The 25,393-nt window shown below is 66.7% G+C and carries 19 protein-coding genes, 1 tRNA gene and 3 pseudogenes; 11 read left to right on the top strand and 12 right to left on the bottom strand.

Annotation, left to right across the window (positions count from 1 at the left end):
* Positions 1 to 38: 38 nt before the first annotated feature.
* The 3 genes from C2R22_RS04900 (at position 39) to C2R22_RS04890 (ending at position 1,253) form a co-directional block, all read left to right on the top strand.
* Positions 39 to 524 carry a rubrerythrin gene (locus C2R22_RS04900; RefSeq protein WP_103424764.1) on the top strand — a complete coding sequence of 162 codons (486 nt, stop codon included), beginning with the start codon at positions 39 to 41 and terminating at the stop codon, positions 522 to 524.
* 97 nt (positions 525 to 621) lie between these two features.
* The gene (locus C2R22_RS04895; protein ID WP_103424763.1) at positions 622 to 1,056 is read left to right on the top strand and encodes a metal-dependent transcriptional regulator; all 435 of its coding nucleotides are present in this window, start codon (positions 622 to 624) and stop codon (positions 1,054 to 1,056) included.
* 124 nt (positions 1,057 to 1,180) lie between these two features.
* Positions 1,181 to 1,253: transfer RNA gene (locus tag C2R22_RS04890), tRNA-Gln, on the top strand.
* A 199-nt stretch (positions 1,254 to 1,452) separates the two neighbouring features.
* Here the strand turns inward: C2R22_RS04890 and C2R22_RS04885 are convergent.
* The 4 genes from C2R22_RS04885 to C2R22_RS04870 all read right to left on the bottom strand — a co-directional run bounded on the left by C2R22_RS04885 (position 1,453) and on the right by C2R22_RS04870 (position 4,879).
* Entirely contained in the window at positions 1,453 to 2,319 is an 867-nt protein-coding gene (locus tag C2R22_RS04885) for a type II CAAX endopeptidase family protein (RefSeq protein WP_245902886.1), read from the bottom strand.
* A gap of 212 nt (positions 2,320 to 2,531) precedes the next feature.
* Positions 2,532 to 3,557, bottom strand: coding sequence for a DHH family phosphoesterase (locus C2R22_RS04880; protein ID WP_103424762.1), 1,026 nt, complete (start codon positions 3,555 to 3,557; stop codon positions 2,532 to 2,534).
* 159 nt (positions 3,558 to 3,716) lie between these two features.
* Positions 3,717 to 4,028 (bottom strand): non-histone chromosomal MC1 family protein, encoded by a 312-nt coding sequence (locus C2R22_RS04875; RefSeq protein ID WP_103424761.1) that lies wholly within the window; start codon positions 4,026 to 4,028, stop codon positions 3,717 to 3,719.
* Positions 4,029 to 4,150: 122 nt separating this feature from the next.
* Positions 4,151 to 4,879, bottom strand: coding sequence for an alanyl-tRNA editing protein (locus tag C2R22_RS04870; protein WP_103424760.1), 729 nt, complete (start codon positions 4,877 to 4,879; stop codon positions 4,151 to 4,153).
* A 220-nt stretch (positions 4,880 to 5,099) separates the two neighbouring features.
* On the opposite strand from C2R22_RS04870, the gene C2R22_RS04865 reads away from it, so the two are divergent.
* Positions 5,100 to 5,789 carry an HD domain-containing protein gene (locus tag C2R22_RS04865; protein ID WP_103424759.1) on the top strand — a complete coding sequence of 230 codons (690 nt, stop codon included), beginning with the start codon at positions 5,100 to 5,102 and terminating at the stop codon, positions 5,787 to 5,789.
* Positions 5,790 to 5,807: 18 nt separating this feature from the next.
* On the opposite strand, the gene C2R22_RS04860 is transcribed toward C2R22_RS04865, so the two are convergent.
* The 3 genes and pseudogenes from C2R22_RS04860 to proS all read right to left on the bottom strand — a co-directional run bounded on the left by C2R22_RS04860 (position 5,808) and on the right by proS (position 13,284).
* On the bottom strand, positions 5,808 to 6,797 hold the full coding sequence (locus C2R22_RS04860) for an NAD-dependent epimerase/dehydratase family protein (protein WP_103424758.1): 990 nt from the start codon (positions 6,795 to 6,797) through the stop codon (positions 5,808 to 5,810).
* A gap of 230 nt (positions 6,798 to 7,027) precedes the next feature.
* Complete coding sequence (gltB, locus tag C2R22_RS04855; RefSeq protein ID WP_103424757.1) at positions 7,028 to 11,563, bottom strand: glutamate synthase large subunit; 4,536 nt, start codon at positions 11,561 to 11,563, stop codon at positions 7,028 to 7,030.
* A gap of 246 nt (positions 11,564 to 11,809) precedes the next feature.
* A pseudogene (gene proS / locus C2R22_RS04850) lies at positions 11,810 to 13,284 on the bottom strand (proline--tRNA ligase).
* Positions 13,285 to 13,452: 168 nt separating this feature from the next.
* On the opposite strand from proS, the gene C2R22_RS24860 reads away from it, so the two are divergent.
* The gene (locus tag C2R22_RS24860; protein ID WP_162562303.1) at positions 13,453 to 13,965 is read left to right on the top strand and encodes an HTH domain-containing protein; all 513 of its coding nucleotides are present in this window, start codon (positions 13,453 to 13,455) and stop codon (positions 13,963 to 13,965) included.
* A 69-nt stretch (positions 13,966 to 14,034) separates the two neighbouring features.
* Here C2R22_RS24860 and C2R22_RS26130 read toward each other — a convergent pair.
* Positions 14,035 to 14,490, bottom strand: a pseudogene (locus C2R22_RS26130) (hypothetical protein); the annotation flags it as partial.
* A gap of 279 nt (positions 14,491 to 14,769) precedes the next feature.
* Here C2R22_RS26130 and C2R22_RS04840 point away from each other — a divergent pair.
* Positions 14,770 to 16,694 (top strand): annotated as a pseudogene (locus C2R22_RS04840) (beta-CASP ribonuclease aCPSF1).
* A gap of 80 nt (positions 16,695 to 16,774) precedes the next feature.
* Here the strand turns inward: C2R22_RS04840 and C2R22_RS04835 are convergent.
* Entirely contained in the window at positions 16,775 to 17,593 is an 819-nt protein-coding gene (locus C2R22_RS04835; protein WP_103424756.1) for a universal stress protein, read from the bottom strand.
* 216 nt (positions 17,594 to 17,809) lie between these two features.
* Here C2R22_RS04835 and C2R22_RS04830 point away from each other — a divergent pair, with 216 nt between their 5' ends.
* Entirely contained in the window at positions 17,810 to 18,178 is a 369-nt protein-coding gene (locus tag C2R22_RS04830) for a methylglyoxal synthase (protein ID WP_103424755.1), read from the top strand.
* Between the two features lie 69 nt (positions 18,179 to 18,247).
* Positions 18,248 to 18,775 (top strand): DUF7332 family protein, encoded by a 528-nt coding sequence (locus C2R22_RS04825; RefSeq protein ID WP_103424754.1) that lies wholly within the window; start codon positions 18,248 to 18,250, stop codon positions 18,773 to 18,775.
* A gap of 23 nt (positions 18,776 to 18,798) precedes the next feature.
* Here the strand turns inward: C2R22_RS04825 and C2R22_RS04820 are convergent, their stop codons facing one another.
* Positions 18,799 to 19,656: a VOC family protein gene (locus C2R22_RS04820; RefSeq protein ID WP_103424753.1), complete on the bottom strand. Its 858-nt coding sequence runs from the start codon at positions 19,654 to 19,656 to the stop codon at positions 18,799 to 18,801.
* A gap of 29 nt (positions 19,657 to 19,685) precedes the next feature.
* Positions 19,686 to 20,507, bottom strand: coding sequence for an endonuclease III domain-containing protein (locus C2R22_RS04815; protein WP_103424752.1), 822 nt, complete (start codon positions 20,505 to 20,507; stop codon positions 19,686 to 19,688).
* A gap of 324 nt (positions 20,508 to 20,831) precedes the next feature.
* On the opposite strand from C2R22_RS04815, the gene C2R22_RS04810 reads away from it, so the two are divergent.
* Together C2R22_RS04810 and C2R22_RS04805 are read left to right on the top strand one after the other, a co-directional pair.
* Positions 20,832 to 22,067 carry an SPFH domain-containing protein gene (locus C2R22_RS04810; protein ID WP_103424751.1) on the top strand — a complete coding sequence of 412 codons (1,236 nt, stop codon included), beginning with the start codon at positions 20,832 to 20,834 and terminating at the stop codon, positions 22,065 to 22,067.
* Between the two features lie 233 nt (positions 22,068 to 22,300).
* Positions 22,301 to 22,924, top strand: a complete 624-nt coding sequence (locus C2R22_RS04805) for a winged helix-turn-helix transcriptional regulator (protein ID WP_103424750.1) — start codon at positions 22,301 to 22,303, stop codon at positions 22,922 to 22,924.
* 157 nt (positions 22,925 to 23,081) lie between these two features.
* Here C2R22_RS04805 and C2R22_RS04800 read toward each other — a convergent pair whose 3' ends face one another.
* Entirely contained in the window at positions 23,082 to 23,318 is a 237-nt protein-coding gene (locus C2R22_RS04800; RefSeq protein WP_173862776.1) for a DUF7123 family protein, read from the bottom strand.
* 248 nt (positions 23,319 to 23,566) lie between these two features.
* On the opposite strand from C2R22_RS04800, the gene C2R22_RS04795 reads away from it, so the two are divergent.
* Complete coding sequence (locus C2R22_RS04795) at positions 23,567 to 25,381, top strand: flippase-like domain-containing protein (protein ID WP_103424748.1); 1,815 nt, start codon at positions 23,567 to 23,569, stop codon at positions 25,379 to 25,381.
* The last annotated feature ends 12 nt before the right edge of the window (positions 25,382 to 25,393 follow it).

The following is a 25,393-nucleotide window of genomic DNA, read 5'->3' as shown; positions in this document are numbered from 1 at the left end:
ATGACCGTCAGGGAACGCGTCACGGAGGGTCGTCTCCCGTGAGTGTCGGGAACCGCGTGACCTCGGACCACCAACTGGCGCGACTGCTCCAGATCGGCATCGTGCTGGAGGAAGTCGTCGAGTCCCGGGCACAACACCACACGGAGACGCTCGAATCGCCCGACGAGGAGGTGGAGTCGCTCTTGGCCGAGGCCGCCGAGGAGTCGGCGGTCCACCGCGAGCGACTCGAATCCATCGTCAACGAACTGGACGTCGAGACCATCCCGTTCGAGGAGATCAACGCGCTCGTCGAGGCCCAGTACGGCCAGACGAAACCCGAGGACTTCGACGGCGTGCTGTACGACCAGCTCTGTAACGAGGAGACGGCGTACAAGTTTTACGACGACCTCATCGGCGCCATCCGCGCCAGCGACGTCCCGTTCAGCATCGACCGCGACCGACTGCTCGACACGCTCGTCGCCATCCGCGAGGAGGAAGCGGAGGGCGTCGAAGCGGTGACGAAGATCATGGAGCGGCGCGAATGAGCGGAAGCCGGACGCGAATCCGCTCTCTGGGCGTATCGCTCGCAGAGGACCACGACGACGCTCGTGACCACGTCCCGAGACCGCAGGAGGAGACCAGATGAACACTGCAGACCAGTACGTCAAGGCGATTTACCTGCTCCAGGAGATGGAGGACGGCCCCGCATCGACCGGCGCGCTCGCCGACATGCTCAACGTGAGCCCCGCGAGCGCCAACGAGATGATCGGCAAACTCGAAGGACGCGGCCTCGCCGAACACGAGAAGTACAAGGGCGTCCGCCTCACCGACGAGGGCATCATCAACGCCCGTGAGGCGCTGAAGACGTACTGCATCATCGAGCGCTTTCTCGCCAACGTCCTCGACGTCGAGGAGTTCCGCGCCGAGGCGCGCGAACTCGAACCCGTCATCGACGAGACGGTGGCCGAGCGCCTCGACACCATCATCGAGCGGAACGCCGAATGTCCGGACTGTTTCGACCCCGAGACCGACGCCTGCGAGTTCCTCGAACTCCCCTCGGAGAACCTCGCGGACTGAGTGGGCGGTCGGGACCGCTACAAACTTAAGTTTCAGATTGGTACGTACGTTCGCGTTCGAAGTGAAGTCCCGTGGTGGTGAGCAATCCGCTAGGATTGCGAGGTACACGGGACGAGCAAAGCGAAGTCCCGTGGTGTAGTGGCCAATCATAATGGCCTTTGGAGCCATTGACGGCGGTTCGAATCCGCCCGGGACTATTCTGTGCGAACGAAGTGAGCACGAATAGTCATAACGGGGACCCGAGCCCAGAGGACGAGCGAAGCGAGTCCTCGTGGTTCGAATCCGTCCGGAAGAGTTCTGGCGGGACGAAACCACGAACAGCGCAGATCGTACGTAGCGTCCACGGAGACGACGAAACGGTCGGCTCAGAGCGTGGAGTACAGGCAGATAACGAACCTACGGTTCGGACGGGAGCGGAGGGTGAGGCACCTCGGAAGCCGCCGTCATCGTCTTCGCACCCCAGAGCGCGACGATCACCACGACGAGTACCCACCAGAGGGCGTAGTAGAGAGGGTCCGGCACCACGATGAGTTCGGCGGTGAAGTTCACCCAGCCGTGCAGGACGACGATGCCGAGAACGCTGCGCTGCGTGTTGTTGTAGACCCACGTGATCGCGACCGAGAGCGCGACGATGCCGATCATGAACAGCCAGAACCCTGTCGTCGCGAATCCGACCGCGTCGTGCTGGTACGTCCCCCCGATGAAGAACAGCGGGAGGTGCCAGAGCGCCCAGACGACACCCAGGATCAGGCTCGCGCTCAACGCCGACCACTTCAGTTGCAGTCGGTCCAGCGCGTATCCCCGCCACCCTAGCTCTTCGAGGATCGGGGGGAGGGTCGCGAAGAACAACGCCGGCAGGAGAGCGAGGGGGTTCAGTGCGAACTGGGTGACGCCCTCCCCCCACGACGGCCCGGATCCACCGAGGAGGAGATCAGCGATACCGGCGAGAACGCCGATGCCCAGGGGTACTAGCAGAATCACGACGAGCCAGCGGAGACCGACGCGCCGAGGCTCCGTGACGCGGTTCCAGAAATCCGCCTGCCCCCGTTCGTCGTAGACGAGATAGACGAATACGACACCGGACACGCCGGGGGCGGCGAGGCCGACGAGGAGCAACACGAGCCCCAGCGCGCTGTCGAACCGCACACCGAGTGCGATCGCCGCCAGCCAGAAGACCCAGGTCGCGCCCACCGCGACGGAGAGGTACACCCACCAACTACCGACGCTGCCCGCGGTCGTGTCGATTCGTTCATCGATTCGCACGTGTGGACTCGGTTCGTTCACGTGAATGGATACGACGGACGAGCTGGTAACCGTTCGAGATGGTTCTCGACGACTGGGATCCGCGACCCGCCCTCCCGGTACCCCGTGGGAGACGATTCTCGGCGGGCGTCCGTGACCGACACCCGCGCTCGGACGACACGACCGCAGAGGCACTCACCAGGGTCGAACGAACCGAAGGAGCCCGCCCGGTATCACTCCTTCCCCTCGTTCTCCCGCGTCGAGAGGTTCAACTGTCGCGTCAACCGCTTCGAGACGATGGTCTCGACCATCTCCACGAGGTCGTCGTCGTCCTCGTCGCCGGCGAGGTCGGCGAAGAGTCCGAGCGGGATCTGTCCGCCGGCCATCTGGCGGTGACCGCCGGCGCTGCCCACGTCGGAGAAGGCCGCGTCGAGGACCTGGCCGATGTGAACCCGCGAGTCGGTCGAGCGGGCGCTGAGTTCGACCGCGTCGTCGATGAGCCCGAAGACGATGCACGTCTCGACGCCCTCGACCTCCGAGAGGTAGTCCGCGGCCTGCGGGATGGCGTCGCGCTCGGTCGTCCACCCCGTGTGGCTGAGGAGCGTCGACCCGCGGACCGTCCGGTTGTCGATGGCGTCGCTGATGGCGTCGACGGTCGACTCGCTGATGGCGGGGTGTGCGAGGTTGCGGAGCAGGTCGGTGTCGAGGTGCGCGTGGAGCCGTTCGGCGGCCGCGAACTCGGCGTTGGTCGCCCCGCGGAGAAAGGTCAGCGTCTCGCGTCGGATGGCGAACATGAGCGCCGTCGCGAGCGACTCCGAACTCAGGAGGTCGAGGTCGGAGAGGTACTCGGTCATGATGGTCGCCGTCGCACCGATGTCGGCGCGGTGGTCGACGTAGGCGGCGTCGACACCCTCGGTCGAGTGGTGGTCGATGACGATGTCGACGGCCGTCCCCTCGGGCACCTCGTTGTTCGCCCCCGGCAGGGAGTGGTCGACGAACGCGACGAGGTCCGCCCCGTCGACGTTCTCGACCGAAAAGCGCGTCAGGTCGAGGTCGAGCAGGTTCACGAACGCGCGGTTCTGCTGGTGTGAGATGGTGCCGCTGTACAGCACGTCGACGTCGTCGATCTCGACGTCGCGGGCGATGAGTTCCAGCGCCATAGCGCTGGCGAGGCTGTCGGGGTCCGGGTTGTTGTGGCAGACGACCGCCATGGAGTCGTGACCCGCGAGGAACTCGGCGAGAGCAGGTCCACTGGGCATACGCGACGATACGGGGGAGACGGTCAAGGCTCTGTGGGCGGCCGACGGATCGAGACGGAAGAGAAGAGCGGCAAGCGAGCGAGTGAGCGTGCGCTCGCCTTCGCAGGCGGGACACTCGGTAGTGCAGGACCGCCAGGTGGCGGCGTTATCGAGCGCGTTTCACTCGTCGAGGTGTTCGATGCCCTGTTTGGAGACGTTCGCCTTGGTGATGACCTCGGGCATCCAGTCGGGTGCGTCGTCGGGTGCCTCCTCCTTCCAGGCCCAGCCGTGGTAGATGTGGACCTTGTCGGTTCCCCGCTCACGGAGTCGAAGGACCGCTTTGTCGTCGACGTCGCCCTCGCTCGCCGCGGGCGGGAGTCGGCGAGCCGCTTTCAGTGCCGCCTGTCGGGGCGTTCGGCCGCTGAACACGCTGTCTTCGGTGCCGTCGTCTTCGCGGAGCACGAAGTTCCGCTTGCCGTCTTCACGGACCATACACCCCATCACACCGGCAAGGTTAATAAAACCACCAGACGGAACCGACCTCATCGGCGCAGTCGTGCGGTTTGTGCGCGAGACGCGAAATCGACGGACTCGGGACGAATCGGCCGACGGCGTCACGAGAGGACGAACTCGACGCGCTCCTCGTTCGCTCCCTTCGTCTCGCGCCCGACGATTTCGACCGTACCGAGTTCGCCCGTCGACGCCACGTGGGTCCCCGCACACGCGGTTCGGTCGTACACCGTGCCGTCGGGTTCGGAGACCTCGACGATCCGGATTTCGGTGATGGAGTCGGGGAGCAGGTGGAGCCGCGTCCGCTCGGGGTCGAGCCGCGTGTCGGCCTCCTCGCGGTCGAGGACGTACCACTCGACGGGGTACTCGGCGGTGACGATGTCGTTCAGTCGGTCCTCGATATCCGCGAGGTCGGTCGCCGAGAACCGCGGATACGAACAGTCGAGGTGAGCGTGGTCGTCGTACAGTTGATTCCCGGTCGTCTCCGCGTCGAACCGTTCGAGCAGTACTGCAGAGAGGAGGTGTTGGGCCGTGTGATACCGCATGTGGGCGTACCGACGGTCCCAGTCGAGTTCACCCACGACGGTCGTGCCGACGGCCGGCGGGTCGGCGTCGACGGTGTCGAGCGTGTGGTAGACGGTGTCGCGTTTCTCGACGCGAGTGACGCGCCACGTTTCGCCGTCGGCTCGAAGCACGCCGGTGTCGTGTGGCTGGCCGCCACCGGTGGGATAGAAACAGGTCGAGTCGAGGACGACGCGGTCGTCGAGGACGCGCTCGACGGTCGCCTCGAACGTCCGGCGGTCGGTCTCGGTGAGGTAGCGTTCGGTGGTCACGACCGGCAGAACGCGCTTCGACCACTTACGGGTTCCTGGACCGCTCGCTCCTGTCGCTTCGGGGAAACGCGCGATTTAGCGCGTTCGAGAGGCTGTGAGCCGCGAGGACGGGTGAAATCACGCGACGGACCGTCCCGCCCGTCGTAACGCCTAAGAGCCGAACAACCGTTTTGCGATGTAATGAACTATCAGAGTGTATTTCCGAAAGGGAGGTGTTGCCGTGGGCGTTGAAATCCAGGAGTCGCCCGTCTCCGAGAGCGCGTTCGAGGAGATGAAGACGTTCGTGTTCGACTACCTCGACGCGAGTGTCGAGAACGAGGACGACGGCGGACGGATGCGGTGGTACCCCTGGCACAGTGCGGAGTACCGCTACAACCACATCCTCAACGTGGTCGACCTCGCCGCGCACATCGCCGAACGCGAGGGAGCGGACGTCGACGTCGTCACCATCGCCGCGCTCTTTCACGACATCGCCAAACTCGAAGCCGACCAGGAGGTCCACGCGGAGGAGGGTGCACGCGTCGCCCGCGAGTACCTCACGTCACACGGCGACTTCGCTCAGTCGCTCATCGAGCAGGTGTGTCAGGTCATCTCCGAACACTCGTATCAGGGACCACTCTCGGACGTCTCTCTCGAGACGCGCTGTCTCATCGAGGCGGACATCATCGACAAGGTCGGCGCCAACGGGACGGCGCTGATGCTCCTGCGGATGGGCTACGAGGCGCGGACCCACATGGACGCCGCGGAGATGGTCCAGCGCGTCCTCGAACGCGGGAAGGACGCGTCACGGCGGGTCGAATCGGACACCGCCGGGAGCCTCGTCCACCAGCGGCTCACGCGCGTGAAGTGGTTCCAGGAGTGGCTCGAAGAGGAGGTCCCGAACATGGACCATGACGGGTTCGGCGAGTAGCGCGACAGCGAGTGAACGTCAGAGCGTGTCGAGCACGCCGAGAACGCGCTCCTCGTCCGAGCGGTCGGGACCGACGTCGCTCCCGTCGCGCTCGGACTCGCGGTGGTCGGCCGCCGTCGCGAGCATCGCCGACGAGAGCGACGTCGACGTCCAGCCCAGGTCGGCGAGTTTCGCCGTCGACATCACGTGAGGATACGACCGATACAGCGGGAAGTCCGTCGGGGAGAGTCCGCCGGCGGCGAGTTCCCGCTCGCCGGCGGTCACGACTTCGATATCGGTCCCCATCGCGTCCGCCGCGAGGCCGACGTACTCCCGCAGGGTGGTGAGTCGGCGGTCGCCGACGTTGTACGCCTCGCCCGCGCTCCCGCGTTCGGCGACGAGTCGCAGCGCCTCGGCGACGTCGGGTGCGTACGCCCGATGCCAGACGTTCGTCCCGTCGCCGGGGACGAGCACGCGGTCGTACTCGTGGACGCGGGCGAGCCAGTAATCCGTCCGCTCCGTGTAGTCGTGGGGGCCGTAGACGACACACGGCCGGACCGACATGGCGCGGACTCCGTCCTTCGAAGCCTCGAACACCGCCCGGTCGCCCGCGGCCTTCCGGGCCCCGTACGTGTCGGGGGAGTCGTCCGTCGCCTGTTCGGGCGTACACGGCTTCAGCCCCGTCTCGCCCTCGCGTTTCGGGAGTACTTCATCGCCGTAGGCCGCCCCGCTGGAGACGTAGACGTAGGCCTCGGCGTCGGCGAAGACGTCGACCGCCGTTTCGACCTCACCCGGACGATACGCGACGACGTCGAACACCGCGTCGTAGTCGACGGTCATCGCCGCCGCCTGGAGGTCGGTCTTCACGCCCCGGTCGCCCTGGACGTGGTCGACCCGGTCGTGGGAGGCGAAGGGGTTCTCGTGCGTGCCGCGGTTGAACAGCGTGACGTGGTAGTCGTGGTCGAGGAGGTGGTCGACGAGGTGGCGACCGATGAATCGAGTCCCGCCGATGACGAGTGCGGCGTCCATACGCCGTGCAGTGGGTGCCGACAGTAAAGCGTGTCACCCTCGGCGGGGGCGCGGACAGGTGGCGCGTCTACGGACTCGCACACGGAGCGGACGCGCCACGCACCCGCAGGCGCTCCGTGGCCCCGTTCGGGAGCACACCGTTCGGTGGCCGCGGCATCGGACGAGAACGTTCGGCCGCGCCGAGAGGCCGGACGGCGAAAGGAGAGGCGGGGGAGCAGGAACCGGCGCGGTCAGTCGTCGCTCGTCGTCGCGACGCCGCCGGTGTCGGTGTCGACGGCCGACGCGCTCGCCTCCTCGGGAAGTTCGGTGCGCACGTCGTCACGCGCCCGTTCGGCGATGACCTCGGCGTAGGCGTCGGGCATCACCTTCACGAACTGCGCTCTGACCTCCGCCCAGTCGTCGAGCATCCACTCGGCACGGTCGGAGTCGGTGTACTCCGCGTGGTTTTCGACCAGGCGACGGAGCATCGCCTCGTCGGAGTCGTCGAGCGTCTCTTCGAGGGAGACCATCCCGGTGTTGGCCTTCCGGGCGAACTCGCCGTCGGGGTCGTAGACGTACGCGACGCCGCCGGACATCCCGGCCGCGAAGTTCTTGCCCGTCTCACCGAGGACGGCGACGACGCCGCCCGTCATGTACTCGCAGCCGTGGTCGCCGACGCCCTCGACGACTGCCTTGACGCCGGAGTTCCGAACCGCGAACCGCTCGCCGGCGACGCCGTTGATGTAGGCTTCGCCCTGCGTCGCCCCGTACAGCGCGACGTTGCCGATGAGGACGTTCTCGTCCGCCTCGTACGTCGCAGCGTCGGGCGTGCGGACGATGAGCTTCCCGCCGGAGAGACCTTTCCCGACGTAGTCGTTGCAGGCGCCTTCCAGCCGCATCGTCACGCCGCTGGCGAGGAACGCCCCGAACGACTGGCCCGCGATGCCGTCGAAGCCGATGCTGATGGTGTCGTCGGGCAGGCCCGCGCCGCCGTACGCCTTCGAGATTCGGTTCGAGAGCATCGCGCCGACCGCGCGGTCGACGTTCGAGATATCGGAGGAGATGCGGACGCCGCGACCCTCGTTGAGGGCCGGCTGGGCCTGCTCGATGAGGTCGTGGTCGAGTTGCTTCGCGACGTCGGCGTGTCTCTGTTCTTCGGTCTTGTACCGCGGGCCCGGCGCGGGCTCGGCGATGACCGCCGAGAGGTCGAGGTGCTTCGCCTTCGGGTGGTCGGTCTCGCGCTGGCGGAGCAGCGAGGGACGACCGACCATCTCGTCGACCGTTCGGAAGCCGAGGTCGGCCATGATCTCTCGCAGTTCCTGGGCCATGAACGTCATGTAGTTGATGACGTGCTGGGGCTTGCCGGGGAACCGCTCCCTCAGCTTCTCGTTCTGGGTCGCCACTCCCACGGGACAGGTGTTCTCGTGGCACTGCCGGGCCATCACGCAGCCGCCCGTCACCAGCGAGGCCGTCCCGAAGATGTACTCCTCGGCGCCGAGAAGCGCGGCGACGGCGACGTCGCGACCGGTCATCAGGCCGCCGTCGGTCGACACCTTGATGCGGGACCGAAGGTTCGTCGCCCGGAGCATCTGGTTCGCCTCCGCGAGGCCGAGTTCCCACGGGAGGCCGGCGTTCTTGATAGAGGTCTTGGGCGAGGCGCCCGTCCCGCCGGAGTCGCCCGAGATGTGGACGACGTCGGCGTTCGCCTTGGCGACGCCGGCCGCGATGGTGCCGATGCCCGCCTCGGAGACGAGTTTGACGTTGATGTCGGCGTCGGAGTTGGCGACCTTGAGGTCGTGGATGAGCTGTTTGAGGTCCTCGATGGAGTAGATGTCGTGCAGCGGCGGCGGCGAGATGAGTCCCACGCCGGGGGTGGAAAAGCGGACGTGCGCGATCATCTCGTTGACCTTCTTGCCGGGGAGGTGCCCGCCCTCGCCGGGCTTCGAGCCCTGCGCCATCTTGATCTGCAGCTCCTCGGCGTTCGTGAGGTACTCGGAGGTGACGCCGAACCGACCCGAGGCGACCTGCTTGACGTTGCACTCCTTCTCGGTGCCGAACCGCTCCGGCGGTTCGCCGCCCTCGCCGGAGTTTGACTTGCCGCCGAGGCGGTTCATCGCGATGGAGTTGTTCTCGTGTGCCTCGGGCGAGAGCGACCCGAGCGACATCGCCGCCGTCGAGAAGCGCGTGACGATCTCCTCGATCGATTCGACCTCCTCGATGGGGACGGGGTCGCGGTCGGAGTCGAACTCCAAGAGTCCGCGGAGCGTCTGTAGCTCCTTCGACTGGTCGTTCACCAGTTCGGCGAAGTCAGCGTACCTCTCGTAGCTCCCGGAGCGGACGGCCTGCTGGAGCGTCCCCACGGTTTTGGGGTTCCAGCGGTGGTGTAGGCCGCTCGAACGGTTCTCGTACTCGCCCGAGCGTTCGAGGTCGGGGTCCGCGCCGAAGCCGACCGCGTGACGAGTCAGGAGGTCCTCTTCGATCTGGGGGAGGCCGATTCCTTCCGTACGGATTTCGGTCCCCTCGAAGTACTCGGCGACGAACCCCGAGTCGAGGCCGACCGCCTCGAAGATCTGTGCGCCCTGGTACGATTCGACGGTCGAGATACCCATCTTCGCCATCGTCTTCAGGAGGCCGTCCTCCAGCGCCTTCTTGTACGCCGCGATGGCCTCCGCCTCGTCGGCGCCGTCGGGGCCGGCGACGACGTCACAGATGGTCTGGTACGCGAGGTAAGGGTTGACCGCGTCGGCGCCGTAACCGACGAGCGTCGCGACGTGGTGGACCTCCCGCGGGTCGCCCGATTCGAGGACGAGACCGGCGTGGTTGCGGAGGCCGTTTCTGACCAGGGAGTGGTGGACGGCCCCGGTGACGAGCAGGCTGGGAGCCGCGACACGGTCTTCGCTGAGGGTTCGGTCCGACAGCACGACGACGGTCGCGCCGTCCTCGATGGCGGCCCTGGCGTCGGCGCGGATGCGCTCGACCGCCGATTCGAGGTCGGTGCCCTTCTCGTAGGTGATGTCGACGACGGTCGACGAGATGTCGCCGTCGAGCCTCTCGATACCCTCCAGCTGAGCGTCCGTGAGGATCGGCGAGTCGAGGACGAGTTGCTGGGCGTGTTCGGGGCTCTCGTCGAGGAGGTTCCGCTGGTAGCCGAGACGGGATTCGAGCGAGGTGACCAGTTCCTCTCGGATGTAGTCGAGCGGCGGGTTCGTCACCTGCGCGAACAGCTGTTTGAAGTAGGTGAACAGCGGTCGGTTGATGTCCGACAGCACCGAGAGCGGCGTGTCGTCGCCCATCGACCCGACGGGATCCTTCCCCGACTGGGCCATCGGCTCGATGAGGTGGTTCAGCTGGTCGTGGGTGTAGCCGAACGCCGCCTGCCGTGCGCGGAGGTGCTCGACCCGGTCGCGGGGGAGCATGTCGGCGTCGTCGACGAGGTCGGTGAGGTCGACCTGGTGTTCGCGGACCCACTCGCCGTACTTCTCGTCGGTGAGTCGGTCGAACACCTCCTCGTCGGGGATGACCCGACCCTCGGCGGGGTCGGCCATGAACAGCTGACCCGGCTTGAGCCGGCCGCGCTCTTTGATCTCGGCGGGGTCGGTGTCGAGCGCGCCGACTTCCGAGGCCATGATGAGCGTGTTGTCCGTGGTGACGTCGTAGCGACACGGCCGGAGACCGTTGCGGTCGAGGACGGCGGCGACGCGGTCGCCGTCCGTCGCTGCGACGAGCGCGGGGCCGTCCCACGGCTCGATGAGCGAGGCGTGGAAGTCGTACCAGTCCTTGCGTTCTTGGGCCATCTCCTCGTCGCCCTCGAACGCCTCGGGGATGAGCATCCGGAGGACGTGGGGGAGCTCTCGCCCGGTGTTGAGGAGCAGTTCGATGGCGTTGTCCACGGACGCCGTGTCGGACTGGCCCGGGTCGTTGATGACGGGTTTCAGCGTCTCCAGGTCCTCGCCGAATCCGGGGTCTGCGAGGTCGGTCTCCCGGGCGCGCATCCAGTTGATGTTGCCCTGGATGGTGTTGATCTCGCCGTTGTGGATGATCCCCCGGTACGGGTGTGCGAGGTGCCACGCGCCAAGCGTGTTCGTCGAGAAGCGCGCGTGGACGAGCGTGAGCGTCGTCTTCACGCGCTCGTCGGTGAGGTCGGGGTAGTAGTCGGCGACCTGGTCGCCCTTCAGGAGTCCCTTGTACACCAGGGTTTTGCGGTCGAGCGAGCAGACGTAGAAGCGCTCCGCGCCGGCGACGTTCGCCGACTCGACGGCCTTCTCGACGGCCCGGCGGCCGACGTACAGCGCCCGGTCGAACGCGTCGGTCGACTGGTCGCCGAGGGGGGCGACGAACACCTGTCGAACGTCCGGTTCGGATTCGAGGGCGGTCTTGCCCAGTCCGGCGTTGTCCGTCGGGACGTCGCGCCAGGTGAGCACCTCGACGCCGTGGTCGGCGAGCGTCGACTCCACGAGTTCTTCGAGCGCACGGCGGTCGTCGCCGTTCTGCGGCATGAAGAGCGACCCCACGGCGTACGTCTCGGGGAGGTCGATGTCGACGACTGCCGCAAAGAAGTCGTCGGGGCGCTGGATGAGGACGCCGGCGCCGTCGCCCGTGTCCTCCTCGGCACCGGTGGTGCCCCGGTGTTCGAGGTTCTCTAAGAGTTCGAGTCCATCCGCGACGACGTCGTGGGACGCCCCGCCGTCGAGGTCGATAACGGCCCCTACGCCGCAGTTCGAGCGCTCGTCCGTGGGGTCCGCGAGCCCCGCCGACGTGGCGTGGGTGTCTCTGTGTGGCTTGGTCATACCCCTCGATTGTACTTCGCACTTATCAGGCTACTCATCAAGGGATAAGGGTGTGTTAATCACATATAAGGTGATAATATCAATCCGTATCCGATTAGGACGGGAACGACGGATGCCGAACGGGACGAACGACCGTGTAGGACTCCGGTCCGCGTGCGGCGACGTGGGCAGTCTCCGGGAGCGCGAAGAGAAGGTCGGTCGAGGCGTCTTCGGGTCGCGGCGGTCGAGTGGTTCGACGAGGACTGGTCAGTACGACTTCGCGAAGTACGCCGTCTCGACGGCGTCCTCGCCACAGATCGCACAGTCCTCGCCCTCGTGAATGAGTTCGCCCGGTTCGTCCGCGGCGTGGAACGGCACCATGACGATCTCGGCGGCGATCTGGTCTTTGATCTCGGTCTCGCACGCCTCGTCGCCGCACCACGGGGCCTTCACGTAGCCGCCGTGTCGACCGAGCGTCCCGAGGATGTCGGCCCGGGAGTCGGCCTCGCGGACCGCCCCCTCCAGCGTCTCCTCGGCGGCGGCGTAGAGTTTGGCGTACACCTCGTCGAGGTGTTCTTCCACGGTGTCGACGACGCCCTCGCGAGCGACTTCGTGTTTCTCGCCGTCGGGTCGGTGTGCGAGGGTGAGCGCCTCGTCGTCGACCTCGTTCGGCCCGATTTCGATCCGGAGGGGGACGCCGTTCAACTCCCACTCGTTGAACTTGAACCCGGGGTTGCGCTCGTCGCGGTCGTCGAGTTCGACTCTGACGCCGGCCTCTTCTAACTCGTCGGCGACGCCCTCGGCGTAGTCGAGCACCCGCTCTTTCGTCTCCGACTGCCAGATGGGGACGATGACGACCTGCTCGGGGGCGATGGCCGGGGGAGGACGAGCCCCTGTTCGTCGGAGTGGGTCATGATGAGGGCGCCGAGCGCGCGCCACGAGAGCCCCCACGAGGTCGTGTGAGCGACCTGTTCGTCCTCGTTCTCGTCGGTGTAGGTGATGTCGAACGCCTCGGCGAACGAGGTGCCGAGATGGTGGCTCGTCGCGCCCTGGACCGATTTACCGTCGGGCATCAGCGCCTCGACGGTGGTGGTGGTGTGCGCCCCGGGGAACTTGTCGTGGTCGGGTTTCTGCCCCCGGAGGACGGGGATAGCGAGGACCTCCTCGTACGTCTCCTGGTACTGGTCCAGTCGGAGGATGGTCTCCTCCCACGCGTCGTCGTGGGTGTCGTGGGCGGTGTGGCCCTCCTGCCAGAGGAACTCCTTCGTCCGGAAGAACGGCTTCGTCTCCGTCGCCTCCCACCGCACCACGGAGGCCCACTGGTTCACGCGCAGGGGGAGGTCGCGGTGGCTCCGGACCCACCGACTCATGTAGGGGGCGATGATCGACTCGGAGGTCGGTCTGACGGCCAGTCGCTCGTCCAGTTCCTCGTGCCCCCCGTGGGTGACCCACGCCACCTCGGGGTCGAACCCCTCGACGATGTCCTTCTCGCGTTCGAGGTACGACTCGGGGATGAAAAGCGGGAAGTACGCGTTCTGGACGCCCGTCGCCTTGAACTTCGCGTCCAGCGCGCGCTGGAGGCGCTCCCAGAGCGCGTAGCCCCGCGGACGCGTGATGATGAAGCCGCTCATCCCCTCGGGGGCGTAGTTCGCCAGCCCGGCCTTCTGGACCACTTCGGCGTACCACTCGCCGGTTCGGTGTGATTTCGACTCGGTGATGCCGAGTTCCTGGTCGTCGCTCATTGCCGGTGCGTTGCGTCAGCGCCGTCTTAAAGACCCCGAAGCGGCCAATCCGACGCGAGCGAACCGGTGGGCCCGTCGGCGAACGCGGTCGACATCGACGGCGGTCGTGTGGGGAACGTCCATCCAAGGGATAGTTACTTGTTAACAATCGCCGTATTTCGGACGGGGATGTCAGCGTCGACCAACAGTCCCGAGCGGTACTCCCGCGCGGGACAGACGACGGGGAGACGACTCGAACTCTGGATACGGCCGGGCACTCGTGAGAACGGGGCCAGACGGCTCGTCGCACGGGCCAAGGCACTCGAATCCGACGGCTGCGTCGAGGCGGTCGAGGTCCGCGAGTGGGACGCACATCACGACCTCTCGTCGCGCCTGCACAGCCACCGCGAACGGGAGGCACGGGTGGCGCTCCAGGCGTTCAAGCGCTGGGCGTGGCAACACGGCTCCGAACTGGTGGGGTTCGGCGAGCGCCGCCGCGCCGGACGCGGCCGTATGGGAGCGGAGTACGTCACCCAGCGCGTCCCGTGGGCGCTCCTCGCGGAGTACCAAGACGGGGTGCTGGTGAACGTCACTCCCTGTGACCACGAGCGCCGAGCGCGGTGCGTCTCCGAGCGACTCGAACGGCTCGACGGCCCCGAGTCCGCTGACGAGTTCTCGTCGCGCTCGCGGCTCATCGGCTGACGCGTCGAGGGGCCCACCGGCCGACGCGTCGGAGGCGTCACTCGCGCGAGGGCGGCGACACCGCGAAGGGTCGTGGTCGCGCCACGACCACCCGGGAAGCCGCGTCTGAAAGCCCGCCGCGAGCGCCGCGTCGAGGTCGTCGACGCCGGCCGTTCCCTCCGTGTGAGTGAACACGTCCGCGACGTGGAACGTCGCCTGGGCGAGCAGCGCGAGCGGCTGACCGCCGGCGATGGTCGCCGCCAGTTCCCTCCCCAGCACCTCGTCGACGACGAACCCCGGATAGTCGCCCTCGACGTCGATGTCACGGAGGATGCCGATGTAGGCGGCGACGTTGACCGCGCGCTCCCCGTCGACGAAGACGGCGTCGACCTCCGCGCGGTACTGGTCTTCGGTGACGGGGTCGACGGTCACGCCGAAGACCTCTCCGAGTCGCTCGCGCGTGTCGTTGATCACGCTGACGACGCGTGAGGCCCGCGCCCGTGTCCACTCGTACTCGCGTTCGACCCGGTCGGGAGTGAGTCGCATGGGGAGACGAGGTGAGCGGGGCACTTCGGATTTGCGAAGGCTTTTATAACTCGGCGGTGATAGACCCGATTAAGCGGGTTTTCACTGCCTCTTCCCGCACCGCAGTCACGACACTGCACTACTGACCTAGTCGATAATGCACTCTCTCGGGTCTCCCCTCATCGGCACGCGCTGGACAGAGCGCTCGCCACGGGAGTCGAGAGTCCCGACCGCGGCCACGGAAGAGACAGCCGAGCCCGACCCCGATGCGTCCACAGGATGGGCGAATCGCTCTCAGCTATGAGTTCCGTAGACAAGCAACTCGATGAGTTACAAGCAGAGATCGAATCCGAGCTGCCGACGGACATCTCGGTCTCGGACGTGAAGTACGAGGGGCCGGAGCTGGTGGTCTACACCCGGCACCCGAAACAGTTCGCACAGAACGGCGACCTCATCCGGCGGCTCGCCTCCAAGCTCCGGAAACGGATCACGGTCCGCCCGGACCCCGACGTGCTCGCCTCGCCCAGAGAGGCCGAGGCGCAGGTGCTCGACGTCATCCCCGAGGAGGCGGGCGTCACCTCGCTGGATTTCCACGAGGACACGGGCGAGATCGTCATCGAGGCCGAGAAGCCCGGGATGGTCATCGGCCGGCACGGCTCCACGCTTCGAAAGATCACACAGGAGGTCGGGTGGACGCCCGAGGTGGTTCGAACCCCGCCGATCCAGAGCGCGACGGTGTCGAACGTCCGCAACTTCCTCAAACAGGAGCGCGAGGAGCGCCGCTCGATCCTCGAACGGGTCGGCCGACAGATCCACCGTCAGGAACTGTCGAACGACGAGTGGGTCCGCATCACGACGCTCGGCTGCTGCCGTGAAGTGGGTCGTGCCTCGTTCATTCTCTCGACGCCCGAGACGCGGGTGTTGATCGACTGCGGCGACAAGCCCGGTGCCGAGGGGGAAGTCCCCTACCTGCAGGTTCCCGAGGCGCTCGGTGCGGGCGCGAACACGCTCGACGCGGTGGTGTTGACGCACGCGCACCTCGACCACTCCGCCCTCATCCCCCTGCTGTTCAAGTACGGGTACGACGGGCCCATCTACTGCACCGAACCGACGCGCGACCTGATGGGGCTTCTCACGCTCGACTACCTCGACGTCGCCTCGAAGGAGGGCCGCACCCCGCCGTACGAGTCGGAGATGGTCCGGGAGGCCATCAAGCACTGCATTCCCCTGGAGTACGGCGACGTGACCGACATCGCGCCCGACGTGAAGCTCACGTTCCACAACGCGGGCCACATTCTCGGCTCTGCCGTCACCCACTTCCACATCGGCGACGGCCTCTACAACGTCGCGTTCTCCGGCGACATTCACTACAAGGACACCCGCCTGTTCAACGGCGCGGTCAACGACTTCCCGCGCGTCGAGACGCTCGTGCTCGAATCCACCTACGGAGGACGAAACGACTACCAGACCGACCAGGAGGACTCCGAGCGGAAACTGCTCGACATCATCCGGGAGACACACGACCAGGGCGGGAAGGTCGTCATCCCCGCCTTCGCCGTCGGGCGCTCTCAGGAGATCATGCTCGTCCTCGAAGAGGCGATGCGCAACGACAAGATTCCCTCCATGCCGGTCCACCTCGACGGGATGATCTGGGAGGCGACCGCCATCCACACCACCTACCCGAGTACCTCCGCGACGACCTCCGAGACCGAATCTTCCACGAGGACGCCAACCCCTTCCTCGCCGAGGAGTTCAACCACATCGACGGCGGGGAGGAAGAGCGTCAGGAGGTGAAAGACGGCGGCCCCGCCATCATCCTCTCCACCTCGGGGATGATCACGGGCGGCCCCATCATGTCGTGGCTCCGCCACCTCGGCCCGGACCCGGACTCGAACCTCGTCTTCGTCGGCTACCAGGCACAGGGAACCCTAGGGAGGAGAATCCAGAACGGCTGGGACGAAATCCCCGTCAACGACCGCAACGACATGGGGCGCTCGTCGACCCTCTCGCTGAAGATGGGCGTCGAGACCGTCGACGGCTTCTCCGGCCACGCGGATAGACAGGGGCTGGAGAACTTCGTGAAGACGATGAACCCCCGTCCCGAGAAGGTGCTGTGCGTCCACGGCGACGAGCGCTCGGTGCAGGACCTCTCCTCGGCGCTGTACCACAACTACAACATGCGGACGTTCGCGCCGAAGAACCTCGAGACGTTCCGGTTCAAGTAGTCGGGCCGTCGGCGCCACTCGGTCGACGCCTCGAAGACCGAAGCGGGGCGGCGTCGTATCGCTGCTGCCGCTGGGTCGGCTCAGCCTGTAATCGTGACCGGCCGCGTCGCCGAAAGCATGGTGTCCTGAGAGGTACTGCCCAGGAGCACCTTCTGCACGCCGGAGCGCTTGCGGCCGCCCATGACGATGCAGTCGACGTCGAGTTCTTCGGCGGTGTCGAGGAGTTTCGACACCACTTCACCACCGATCACCAGTCGGTCGATAGTGACCCCCTCGCCGTCGAGGTACGCGGCCGCCTCGACAGCGGCGTCGACTTCCGCGAACTCGTGTGGCGGCGCACCCGCGTAGTCCTGATGGGGAAAGACGTAGCAGACGGTCGCGTCGACGTGTTCCGCGGCGTTCGGCAAGTTCGCGACGTACCGCGCCTGGGCCAACGCCCGATCGACGTCGCGGTCGACCGGGACGAGGACCTCACGCCGGCCCGTGCCGAGTGTGACGGTCCCACCGGTGACCGTGACGGGTCGGTCCGCCGAGAGGACGACGTCCTGAACCGTACTCCCGAGCAGCACCTGTGTCACCCCCGTTCGCTTCCGCCCACCCATCACGATCTCGTCGGCGTCGATGTCGTTCGCGGTGTGGATGATCTTCTGCGGGATGCCGCCGTTGTCGACGACCCGTTCGACCGAAACGCCCGCCTCTTCGAGATGATCGGCCGCCGTGACCGTGCTCTTGAGCGTGGAGAACTCGACGTCTTCGGGTCGGTCGAAGGTGTTCGGGGGAACGACGTAGAGAACGGTCGCCTCGACCGCTGCACCGCTATCGGCGAGGCGGGTGACGTACGTCGCCTGGTGGAACGCTCGGTCCGTGTTGCGGTCGACCGGGAGCAGGACAGAGTACATAACGAATATAAGTTATGATTTGTTTGTAATATATCTGGGCGACGCTTCCGTGCGGATGAGAACGGCCGAGAGTGACGAGCGGGCACGAACGACCACGACGGCGTGGCTTCGCGACCGAGGACGGTCACCGTCCGCTCCTCGCTTCCCGGCCTGCCCGTCGGGCACCCGCCGTCGTCCAGCCCGTAGCTTCAAGCCACGCCTCACACACTCTTCGGTATGCGTCTCGCGCTCATCGCTCACGACGAGAAGAAGCCCGAACTCATCGACTTCGCACAGGAACACGAGGAACTCCTCGCCGCCTGTGACCTCGTCGCCACCGGCACCACCGGAAAACGGCTCCGCGAGGAGACGAACCTCGACATCGAGCGGAAGCAGTCGGGGCCGCTCGGCGGCGACCTTCAGATCGGCGCCGAAGTCGCCGAGGAGAAGTGCCACGGTATCGTCTTCTTCCGCGACCCCCTCACGGCTCAGCCGCACGAACCGGACGTCTCCGCCCTGCTCCGCATCTGTGACGTCCACGACGTCCCGCTCGCGACGAACCGCGCCAGCGCCGACGCCATCGTCGAGGTGATGACCGACGTCTGACCGGAAAGTAACTCTCAGGACACTGTCTCTACACGCGATACTTTTGGTTCTCGACGCCCCAACTCGGATATGGTCCTCCGCGGGTCGTTCAGCGAATCGGTCCGAGTCGCACTGGTCGTGGCGCTCTTAGTCGCCTACAGCACCGCCGGTTCCGCAGCGGCCGCGACTGCCGGAGCGGACGCCGCGCACGCTGACCGCTGTTTCCCGTCGGACGGGACGGAGTTCGTCGTCGGCACCGAGGGCCCACAGATACGGTTCGTCGTCCACCTGTCGCTCCTGTCGGCGGTCCTCCAGGGTGACGAACCGGTCAAAACGGGCACGGACACGAACCTCCCACCGGCCGCACTCGGCGCGCTCGGCTTCGAGGCCGTCGCGACGACCGAAACCGCAGAGGTCGTCTCGCTGCAGACCGGCGTGCTGTTCGAGGGGAGCGAGGACGCCACGGCGTTCCTCTCCGACCCCTTCGGTCCCTTCGCGTTCGCCTTCGACTACCGGCTCACCATCCCCGCGTTCGAGGGGACGGTGGCCGACGCCGACTATCGAGAGAGCGACGTCCCGGTCGACGGTCCGGTCGAGGAGGCGGCCTGTTCGCGCTGACCTCGCTACGCGGTCGAGGAGGCTCAGACCGGCCGAACGCGGACCCCGACGCCGTCCGGGTCGGTGAGAGCGAGCGTGTCCCCGTCGCGGTCGGCCTCGTGGGCCGCGTCGCGGCCGAGCGCGTCGTGAAGTGCGTCCACCTGCGCCGCGTCGGGAACGAGGAACTCGAACCACTCGACACCCCGATGGTCGCCCGCCGGAGTTCGTCGGCCGTTCCACGTGTTCGACCCGACGTGGTGGTGGTAGTCGCCCGCGGCGACGAACAGCGCGCCGGGGTACGACTCCGTCCGGACGTTCAAGCCCAGCGTGTCGACGTAGAAGGCTCTCGACTCCCCGAGCGACGAGACTTCGAGGTGGACGTGGCCGAGGTCCGTTTCGTCGGGGAGCCTGTCGGCGCTCGCGCCCGTCGCGGCGTCCCCGAGCGCGTCGAGGTCGAGCGGGAGCGTGTCCATCTTCACTCTCTCTCCCTCGAAGGTCCACTCCTCGCGCGGGCGGTCGCGGTACACCTCGACGCCGTTCCCCTCGGGGTCGCGGAGGTAGAGCGCCTCGCTCACGAGGTGGTCCGACGCGCCAGATAGAGAGTACGAGGAGCCGTCGACGCGGGAGAGGACATCGCCCAGCGCCGCCCGGGAGGGGACCCGGATAGCGAGGTGAAACAGCCCCGCGGCGTCGCTCGGGCGCGAGGGCGCGTCGGAGTCCTCGTTCAGGAGGACCAGCGGAGTCCCGCCCGCCGAGAGGACGGTCGTGTCGCCGGTGCGGTCGACGTCGAAGCCGAGCACGTCCGCATAAAACGGGAGGAGTCCGTCGACGTCGCCGACGCGGAGCGCGATGCGGCCGGGGTGCGCCGAGGCGGGCATCGAGTACGCGGAGTCGGTGGTCATACCGACCCTTGACGCGGCGGGAACAAAGGTCAGTCGGCGGCCTGGGCGGGGTCGACCACCTCGCCGTCGAGTTCGTCGATTCCGACTCGCTCGCAGAGGTCGTACAGCGGGCACGCCTCGGGCCCGTCGAGACACGCCGGTTTCCGGGCCGAGCAGTACTCCCGACCGAACTGGATCATCGCGGTGTGGCCGAAGCCGCACTTCTCGCCAGGAACGTCGCGCTCTAGGTGTTCTCTTACCTCCTCGTGGTCGGCGTCGGGCGGCGCGAGCCCCATCCGCCGGGCGATGCGGTGGACGTGGGTGTCGACGGGGAAGACGCCGCCGCGCCCTCCGGCAAAGAGGAGGACGCAGTCGGCCGTCTTCGGGCCGACGCCCTTCAGCGAGAGGAGGGTGTCGCGGACCACCCCCGGCTCTCCGTCGCGGACGAACCGGTCGAATTCGGTGGTCGAGCCGTACTCGTCGAGCGCCCACTCCGCCACCCGAACGATGACCTCCGACTTCTGGTTGTACAGTCCAGCGGAGGAGATGGTCTCGGCGAGTTCGTCTTGCGGGGCGTCCGCGAGGTTCTCCGCCAGTTCGTCGGCGGGACCGTACCGATTCATGAGGCTGTCGTGGGCGGGCTGGCTCGCCTTGTCGGAGGTGTTCTGGCTCAGAATCGTCCGGACGAGGCACTCGAAGCCGTCCTGTCCGCCGTAGGCCTTCTGCCAGTACATCGCCCCGAGTTCGTCGACGACGGCCTCCGCGCGCGTGGTCGGTCCCCCTTCGGCGTCGGCGTCGAACGCGGTGAACGCGCCGCCGCCCTGCTCGCCGCCGCTGATGTTCTCGGCGGGTTCGTCTCGCTTCTCGGTCATCGGGTGTGGGGTAGGACTCGGTGGTACAAAGTGTGACGGCCCAGTTGTGGTGACGAGCAGGTGGTGGATGGTCGACGAAGGGCGACGAGTACGGAGAACGTATCCAGTGATTGTAGTCTGTAGAGTCTCCTCTGACTCAGTCGGTGAGAGCGGGATAGTCGTGCGGGGCACGGGCGCGGTGAACCGCCTGGCGCTCGTGCGGTCCTCTCTGTTACGAATACACTCATGAATGTGCAGTTGGCGTATCCAATCACTCCGTAAATCCGCTCACGAACCAAGACCCACCGGGAGAACCCTTTTGCCCGGACCGCCCCAAGCCTCACTATGGCCTTCGAAGCACTCACACTGGTCCCCCTCCAACTGGGATTAGGGCTCGGCGTCGCCGCCATCGGCGTTCTCGTCCTGATCCTCGCCATCGCAACGGTGTGGTCGATGGTCGAAATCGTCGACGCGTACGAGAAAAAGGCGCTGACGGTGTTCGGCGAGTACCGCAAACTCCTCGAACCGGGCATCAACTTCATCCCGCCGTTCGTCTCGCGGACGTACGCGTTCGACATGCGGACGCAGACGCTCGACGTGCCCAGACAGGAAGCCATCACGCGCGACAACTCGCCCGTCACCGCCGACGCCGTCGTCTACATCAAGGTGATGGACGCGCGGAAGGCGTTCCTCGAAGTCGACGACTACAAGAAGGCCGTCTCGAACCTCGCCCAGACCACCCTTCGCGCCGTCCTCGGCGACATGGAACTGGACGACACGCTCAACAAGCGCCAGGAGATCAACGCGAGGATACGGAAAGAACTGGACGAACCCACCGACGAGTGGGGCGTCCGGGTCGAGTCGGTCGAGGTCCGCGAGGTGAACCCGAGCCCCGACGTCCAGCAGGCGATGGAGCAGCAGACCTCCGCCGAGCGCCGTCGCCGCGCGATGATCCTCGAAGCGCAGGGTGAACGCCGCTCCGCCGTCGAGACCGCCGAGGGTGAGAAGCAGTCGAACATCATCCGCGCCCAGGGGAAGAAGCAGTCGCAGATCCTCGAAGCACAGGGTGACGCCATCTCGACCGTCCTCCGCGCCAAATCGGCCGAATCGATGGGCGAGCGCGCCATCATCGACAAGGGGATGGAGACGTTGGAGAAGATCGGTCAGGGCGAGTCGACGACGTTCGTCCTCCCGCAGGAACTCAGTTCGCTCCTCGGCCGGTACGGCAAGCAGTTGACGAACAGCGACGTGCAGGAACAGGCGGGTCTCAACAGCCTCGACTTCGACGAGGAGACGAGACAGATGCTCGGCCTCGACGACATCGACGAGATCCTCGGCCAGATCGACGAGGCCGCCGAGATGGACGTCGAGCAGATGGAGAAGGAAGCCGAGGCCATCAAGGCCGGCAACGTCGACGCCGACATCAAGAGCGCCGACGAGGTGGTCGCCGAGGCCGACGAGCAGTCGGCGATGACCGAGGAGGAAGAAGCCATCACCGAGGTCGACACCGACGGCGGCGACGCGACGGCGGACGACAGCGAGGCGGAGATGGAGTTCGAGACGGACGTCGAAGACCGCTGAGCCCGGTCGTCGACACCGCGTCACTCCCTCCTGACTTCGACGTTCGAACGTTCGACACTGAACAGCGTGTGCTGGACGGGCACCGGCAACGAGAGCGATCGTCCGCCATCGTATAGATATAACAGACTGTCTTTGAAGACATACATTAATGTCAGTGGGGTGTCCAAAATCTCACCCGTGAGAGCCGAGCCCGAAGCCTTTTCATCGAGAACTCGCCTACCTCTATCCGAACCATGACCGACCAACCGAGCGTCGACGAGGAGAAGCGGGCGACGCTCCGCCGCTTCGCCGCGCTCGGAACGGCGACGCCGTTGGTCGGCCTCGGGAGCCGGAACGACGCGGACGCCGGGACGAGCGAGACGCGTACGGCCATCCGCGGTTACCTCGCGACGACGCCCGGCGCGCACTTCTCGAAGGTCCGCGACGACCTCAAACTCGGCACGGGCGAGACCCAGCACCACCTCCGTCTGCTGGTCGACGCCGGTGCCGTCGAGACACGGAAGGACGGCGACTACCGGCGCTACTTCGCCGCCGGGCAGTTCTCCGACTTCGAGCAGGTCGCGCTGGGCTACCTCCGGCGGGAGACCGCCCGTGGCGTGTTGCTCGCGCTCCTCCGCGACCCGACCGCGACGGGCAGCGACATCGCCTCGGCGCTCGGCGTCTCCCGGGCGACGGTCAGCACGACGGCGAAGGAACTCGACGCCGCGGGCGTGCTCTCGCGCGCCGACGGCTACGCGGTCCGGAACCCCGAGACGGTGCTCACGCTCTTGGTCCGGTTCGCGGACTCGTTCGACGAGGACGCCGTCGCGTTCGCCGGCGAGGCCGCCGACTTCATCCGGTTCGAGCCGCGAGACTGACACGTCAGCCGATCCGACCCGCGAGGCCGACGACGGACTGTTTACGACCGACCGTTTGCGACGCGACCGGGTGACTGCCGCTCGTCGGCGCGTCGTCGAACGGAAAAGAGCACGTGTACGTGCGCGGTCGCTCACCGCGGTCGAGGGCGAGCGAGCGTTACCGCGTGACCTTCCACGTCGTCCCCGAGGAGTACCCCCACTTCTCGACGGTGACGTCGAAGTCGCCGTCGAGGATGGCCCGCATGTTCGCGCCGACTTCCTTCGCCGAGAGGCCGAGGTCCTTCGCGATGAGTCGGGACTTGAAGTAGGTCTGGTCGGCGGCGTTGGTCCGGAGGTACTGGAGGATGCGCTGCTGTTTCGTCGAAAGGTCGGTCGCGGCCTGGGTCGTGCTCATACTCACTCCATGGGGTCCGTTCCTCATAGGGGGTTTGGTACACGCGGTTAACAGGCCGCTGTCGTGCGTTTTGCTCCGACGAGCGACGGAAGAATACCGCCTGCCGGGAGGGTGTGGGTACAGTCGCCTAACGCTCACGGCGCGTCGAGCGTCACGCTGACGAGAGAGTCACCGGGGGTGGAGACTACCCGTCGAGGCAACGTATCGAGTCAGAAAGTTCTTGACTGCGCGGGGGTGATTGAGCGCAAATGGGGTCCGCGGCGTCGGTCGAGGTGAGCGTCGTCCTCCCGGCGTACAACGAGGAGGGCAGCATCGAAGGAACCGTCGAGAAGACGCTCCAGACGCTCGATAGCTTTCTCGACGGCGGGTACGAGGTTATCGTCGCCGAGGACGGCTGTGACGACCGAACGCCCGAAATTGCGAGTCGACTCGCCAGGGAAGACCCCCGAGTCCGACACGTCCACAGCGACGAGCGGTTGGGACGCGGCGGCGCGCTCGAACGCGCGTTCTCGGCCGCCGACGGCGAGGTGCTCGTCTACTTCGACACCGACCTCGCGACGGACCTGAGCCACCTCGAAGAACTCGTCGAACGGGTCCGCTCCGGCGAGTACGACGTCGCCACCGGGTCGCGGTGGCTCCCCGGACGCGTCGCGGACAGGCCCGCGAAACGGGGTGTCCCTTCGCAGGGGTACAACGCGCTCGTCCGCCTCTTCCTCCGTTCGGGCCTCAGGGACCACCAGTGTGGCTTCAAGGCCTTCTCGAGGGAGGCGTTCGAACACCTCTCGACGCAGGTCGAGGACAGTCACTGGTTCTGGGACACGGAGATGCTCGTCCGCGCCCAGCGCGAGGGGTTCCGCGTCGCGGAGTTCCCCGTCGAGTGGACGCCGAAGGGCGACACGAAGGTCGACCTCGTCCGCGACGTGTTCGGGATGGGTTCGCAGATCCTCCGCACGTGGTGGCAACTGTCGGTCCAACCGCGCGTCACCCGGCGCGTGACGCTCACCGCCGGCGGCTTCCTGACGCTCCTCGCGCTCGTCTTGATGACGCAGTACATCGACTTCGGGGCGGTCGTGACCGAGATGCAGCAGGCCGACCCGGCGCTCGTCGTCGCCGGCGCGCTCGTGTACGTCCTCTCGTGGCCGATTCGAGGGCTCCGGTACCGCGACATCCTCGCCGAACAGGGGTATCGGGCCAGCGTCGGCTTCCTGACCGGAGCGGTGTTCATCTCACAGACGGGGAACCTCGTCTTCCCCGCTCGGGCGGGAGACGCCGTCCGGGCGTACGTCGTCAAGATGCGTCGGGGCATCCCGTACCCGTCGGGCTTCGCCTCCCTCGCAGTCGAGCGGGTGTTCGACCTCCTGACCATCACGCTCCTCGCGGGGGTCGTCCTCATCGGCTACACGGTGACGGGCCAGACCGCAGAGTTGGCCCGGACCGTGACGGGCGCGGAAGGGGCTGGACGCGTCGCCGTCGGCGTCGCCACGGTCGTCGGCCTCGGTGCCATCGTCGCCGTCGCCGCCATCGTCGCCTCGGCGCGGTCGGGGACGAACTTCGTCCGCCGAGCCGTCCATCGGATCTCGACCGACTCGTACGCCGAGTACGTCGCCGACGTGGTCGAGCAGTTCGTGGGCGACATCCAGCGCGTCGCCGGCACGCGCGCGGGGTTCGGCCGAATCGGCCTCTCCAGCGTCTGCATCTGGACGCTCGACGTCGTCACCGCCGTGTTGGTTCTCAGGGCGTTCGACCCCGGGATGGGGCTCGTGACGCTCGTCTCCGTCGGTTTCTTCGCCGTCAGCGTCGGCAACCTCGCCAAAGTCCTCCCGCTTTCGCCGGGCGGGGTCGGCCTCTACGAGGGCGCGTTCACCCTCCTCGTGGTCGGTCTCACCGGCGTCGGCTACCCGCTCGCGCTCGGTGCCGCCGTGTTGGACCACGCGGTCAAGAACCTCGTCACCGTCATCGGCGGCGTCGCGTCGATGCTCGCGCTCAACGTCTCGTTGACGACCGCCGTCGACCAGGGACCGGGCGATAACGACGTCGAGGTCGACGTGGTGCAAGACGACTGAAACGTTATATAC

It is taken from the genome of Salinigranum rubrum (genome assembly GCF_002906575.1).
In the GTDB taxonomy this organism is placed as follows: Archaea; Halobacteriota; Halobacteria; order Halobacteriales; family Haloferacaceae; genus Salinigranum; species Salinigranum rubrum.
Note: the sequence above shows the minus strand (reverse complement) of the source record. Positions and strands in the feature narration are given on the sequence as shown.